The 5155-nt window shown below is 44.5% G+C and carries 3 protein-coding genes; 1 reads left to right on the top strand and 2 read right to left on the bottom strand.

The window, feature by feature from the left end:
- Positions 1-1865 (top strand): hypothetical protein (locus ACWVCM_RS06095; protein WP_455200834.1); only part of this gene is annotated, 1865 nt, incomplete at its 5' end.
- Positions 1866-1962: 97 nt separating this feature from the next.
- On the opposite strand, the gene ACWVCM_RS06100 is transcribed toward ACWVCM_RS06095, so the two are convergent.
- Both ACWVCM_RS06100 and ACWVCM_RS06105 read right to left on the bottom strand, forming a co-directional pair.
- A complete protein-coding gene (locus ACWVCM_RS06100) occupies positions 1963-4281 on the bottom strand; it encodes an ATP-binding protein (protein ID WP_455200835.1) in 2319 nt (772 codons plus the stop codon).
- 537 nt (positions 4282-4818) lie between these two features.
- On the bottom strand, positions 4819-5155 hold a 337-nt coding region (locus ACWVCM_RS06105; RefSeq protein ID WP_455200836.1), incomplete at its 5' end, for a molybdate ABC transporter substrate-binding protein.

A 5155-nucleotide genomic window follows, 5' to 3' on the forward strand; every position in this document is an offset into this window, starting at 1 on the left:
ATGGCAATATTTATGTTAGTAACACCGAAGCACGTAATGATGTGCGCTTTGAAGGTCCTGGCGGACTTGGTTCAACCGTACGTGGACATTTCGCCGAAAGCCGCATTACGGTAATTGACAATGACGGAAACGTTACACCTCGCCATTTAAACAAACACATCGATTACTCAAAATGCTGTAATGAAAACACAGCTACTAAAGCCAAGTCTCTGGCACAACCCATGGAAATGGCGGTCAGTAGTAACGGTAAAACCTTATACGTCGTTGGGTTTGGTTCCAACAAAGTGGCGATTCTTGATACTGCCAAACTCGAAGACGATACTTTTCAACCTGACACTAAAGACCAGGTTTTGATTTCCGGCGGTGGTCCAAGCGGTGTTATTCTGGATGAATCCCGTAAGCAATTGTATGTGTTAACCCGATTTGATGACGGTATCTCTGTTGTTGATACGAGCGCCAAAGCGGAAGTTGCACATATCTTAATGTACAATCCAGAGCCAGAGCATATTCGTTCAGGTCGCAAATATCATTACGATGCTAACCTGACATCGAGCCAGGGTGACAGTTCTTGTGCCTTATGCCATGTCTTTGGTGACATGGACCAACTGGCCTGGGACCTGGGTAATCCAGACGGTTCCCCACTACCCAACTACGCGCCATTAGCGATTGACCATACTGAATTTGGTTTTCCAGCAGAAATTTCCACTTTCATGAACATGAAAGGTCCTATGACCACACAAAGTATGAAAGGGATGGCCAACCACGGAGCACAACACTGGCGCGGTGATCGTACCGGTGCTGACGGTATAACCGAATCTGCTCAGCCTGACAGTGGTGTCTACGACGAACAGGCAGCGTTCAAGGCCTTTAATCCGGCCTTTGTTGGCTTGATAGGACGTAAAACTGAACTGTCAGTCGAAGCCATGCAAGAATATACCAACTTTGCGCTGGAGCTAACTTATCCACCGAATCCCATTCGTAACCTGGATAATTCACTCACCAAAGAGCAACAAGCTGGTCGTGACTTCTTCATGGACCCTGAAATGATCGTCGACACAAAACATCATTGTAACGGCTGTCACGTACTTGACCGCACTGCCAACGAAGGATTGACTAACAAGCCTGGCTTCTTTGGCACCGACGGAAAAAATACCTTTGCTTTCCAGACACAATTCTTCAAGGTACCGCACTTGCGTAACCTGTATCAGAAAGTGGGTATGTTTGGTATGGTGAACAACAATAACTTCCTGGCGGACGATCCTTTCAACCCAGATCCTTTCTTTGGCGTTGAAAACCAGCACCAGGGTGATCAAATTCGTGGCTTTGGAATGTTCCATGACGGAAGCGTAGATACAATTTTCCGTTTCCATAACATCATTGGCTTCCTGCCGCGTCCTGCAGAAGCGGTTACTGATTTAGACCCAGGCAATCCACCGAACCTGGATATAACTGAAGAAGGCATGGAAATCCGTCGTAACCTGGAGCAGTTCCTGTTAGCATTCGACACGAATATGTTCCCCATAGTAGGCCAGCAAATTACCCTGAATGGTAACAATGGCAATACTATAGGTTCTCGCATTAATCTGATGATTCAGCGTGCGAACGCTGGCGAGTGCGATCTCATTGCATCTCACAATGGTCGTGGTTACCTTTACATAGGTAATGACTACTTTAAGAGCGATATCGCAAACGAAGAAAACATCAAAGATAATAAGCTTCGCAACTTGTCTGTAGACGGTAACATCACTTATACCTGTACGCCTCCGGGCAACGGTATGCGCCTGGCGTTAGACCGTGATATGGATGGTGTTTACAATGGCGATGAGATTGCAGCTGGCACTAATCCAGCGGATCCCAATAGCTAATATCAAAATTCATCTTTGATAAAAAGAAGCCCGGGAAGATTAATCTTTCCGGGCTTTTTTATAAGTACATCTTTTACTGACTTTGGAGGATTGTTAGTTACGCGATCTTTAATCGATCATCACCTTTCTTCGCTGGTTTCAGGTATGTCTGCAGCACCTTGTAAAAACGATTTACATCAACAGGTTTTGTCAGATAATCATCTGCACCTGCGGCAATACATTTATCACGGTCTTCCTTCATGGCATTGGCCGTAATATTCACGATCGGTTGTTTGTAACCTTCGCTACGGAGTTTCCTGGTGGCTGTCAAACCATCCATAATAGGCATTTGCACATCCATGAGTATCAGGTCATAGGAGTCAGTCAATGCCTTTTGCACTGCCATCAAACCGTTGTCAACTACTTCGACGGTTGCGCCAGCCTTAATGAGATATTTTGCAATGAGGTCCTGATTATCGGGACTGTCCTCCACAACCAGGACATGGCCACTTACGGTATTCGGTACTATATGAACACTCTCTTCGATCGCCTCCACCTGCATATCTTCAAGACCATTCGCCATATGCATGTCGTCAATATCGCCCACACCAATGGTAAACTCAAAGGTTGTGCCTTTGCCTTTCTCGCTGCTTACCGACACATCACCGCCCAGCTTTTGTGCCAGTTGACGCGCAATACAGAGGCCGAGTCCAGTGCCGCCGTATTTTCGCGTAGTGGACGAATCCGCCTGAGAGAAAGGTTTGAATAAGCGCCCAAGCTCTTCTTCCGTCATTCCAATACCAGTATCAATGACCTGAAATTTCAGTTGCCTGGACGCTTCCAGATAGGACATGGCAACGGTAATACCGCCTTGCTGTGTGAATTTCAGGGCGTTGCCACACAGGTTAAAGATTATTTGCTTCAAACGCGTTGGATCTGAAATGATTTTACGCGGTACGGGAAACTCATACTGAATTTCAAATTCCAGGCCTTTTTCACGAGCACGGGCACCAAAGATAGACTCGACATCATGAATCATACGTGCAGGTTGTACTTCAAGGTCTTCAATAACCAGCTGCCCGGCTTCGATCTTGGACAGATCAAGAATATCGTTAATTATGCGTTGCAGGTGGGCGCCACTGCGAATGATAGAATCAATCTCATGTTCCATATCTTCGCGATCCTGGTCTTCATCACGCAACATATCTGAATAACCCAGGATTGCCGTTAACGGCGTACGAATTTCGTGGCTCATATTGGCCAGGAACGCGCTTTTCGCCTGGTTAGCCTGCTCCGCAAGATCTTTGGATTTCTTTAGCTCTTCAGCATCCAGTTGACGCTCCATCATCACGCTGATCCAGCTACCCATTAAGTTAACCAGGTCTTTATCTGTTTCGGTAAACGATCGCTTTACAGGGGTACGGTTGGAAAAGTTTACGGTCCCAAACTTTTTACCATGCACGTTAATGGAACAACCGATATATGATTGCATTCCCAGAAAACCAGCGGCAGGATGATCTTTAAAATCAGACTCTGCGACATGGCTGATGGCAATACTTTCTGGCGCGTTAAAAGTAACCTGACAAAAGGTTTTATCCAGCGGTAGAACGATGCCACGTTTGGCGGGCAAATCACTCATGACCACGGTATTTAAAAATTCTGATGCGTTGTGTTCAGGATCCTGTCGACCGACTTTACCAATTTCAGTACCAAGTAATCTGCAACCCAGGCGTAGCGTTTCGTCAATCTGCTCATCAAAGGTAAGATCGGGACGGGAAATAATTTCGTGTAACGCGCGAATGCGTTCACCCTGTTCCACCAGTGCTTCTTCGGTTCTACCCGTACTACGCACAACATATATTGTAAATATTCCCAGCGCCAGCCCAAAAGTACCAAGAAAGGCAATAAGGTAATATGAGGTTAAATAATTTTTTTCGGATTTTTTAATAACTGACTTGATATCTTTTTTAGTATCAATTAGTGACTCAAAATTTACAGCGTCATGAATTAATGCTTTGAACTCACCAAGTATCGGAGTCATACTGGTAGTGAGCAGTTGATATGCATTAACACTGTCACCTTGTTCCAGCAGGTTTTCAACCGTTTCAAGTATCTGAAACTGTCGAACTATCAAATCCTGTACTTCTTCCTGCACGTTGGTAATGTTGAATCGATCGTGAATAACGTCAGCAGTAAACACAACCGATTCCAACAAGCCCATTTGGCGTTTAAACTCTATGTATTGTTGCTGCTGGTCTTCAACACTTTGAGAGGTTTTTATCTGGTCAAGCAACTGCTGTTGTTCGGTAAGAATATAATGCAGAGTTAAAACAGAACGGGCGTTGGATTGTTCACTATTCAGTTGGTGAACGATTTGTTTATTGTTGACAAGATTATTAACCCAAAGACCAACAAACGCTGCCAATAGCAGCAGCATAGTTGCAAAACCGGATGTTACTAGAGTCTTGGATCGGAACGTCTTTAAATCAATCACAATCCGCCGCCGTCATTTTTGTCAGTTGTACACTTATTACTCTTTGTCACTATTATTTATTTTTCGTCATATCCTCTCGTGACTTTAATATTGTTTTTAGTGTTATTTTCGATTTTAGAGGATAAATAATGTTCTTAAGTATAGCAGGCAATCTGCTGAGGCTATTTGTTAGCCAAAATATTTACAATTTGGATACAAACAGGCCGCAACTCGTTGTTTTATATTCCCTTATCACGAAATCTGTATACTTTTTCACCCTTACGCATTTACCGCCAATTGCGCGCATTCTTTTTAACTATCAACGGGGGGTCCAGCATTTGGTTTACACAGCTTTATCACTATTCGCTCACTCCTGTTCTCGAAATCTATGAACACCAGCAGAACAGCAAGCGATTGCGCACAAAAAAAAGCGAGTCCTGTTAGAGGACTCGCTTTCAGATAGTTTGTTACACCCTTGTGAGGATAACTGCTTTTAATTAATCACATGCGTGGCTTTTGCTCAAGCTCCTCGGCGGAAGCTTTCACGAAACCATAGCTCGCATAGATGTTTTGTGCATCATCAGTCTTCAGGTAATCAAGATAACGTTGCGCGTTTTCCTGGTTACGACCTTTTTTCAGGATACCGATGGCATAACCTACTTTACTGCCCTGGTTGTACTTGTCATCGATCGGAACACCATCAATTGCACGGTTGTGTTTTTTCGCTTCAATAACCTCTGTAGTCCACACGATTCCTACGTCAGCTTCGCCGTCTTCAATACGCTGAGGTGTTTCACGATGATGGCGCGAAGTGAACCAGGTTTTACCGGGAACAGCC

The sequence above is a fragment of the Kaarinaea lacus genome (genome assembly GCF_975902315.1).

What these genes read in the sequence shown, in the direction of transcription:
- ACWVCM_RS06100 (WP_455200835.1), bottom strand. Translation starts at nt 4,281, where the DNA reads ATGCTGCTGCTATTGGCAGCGTTTGTTGGTCTTTGGGTTAATAATCTT.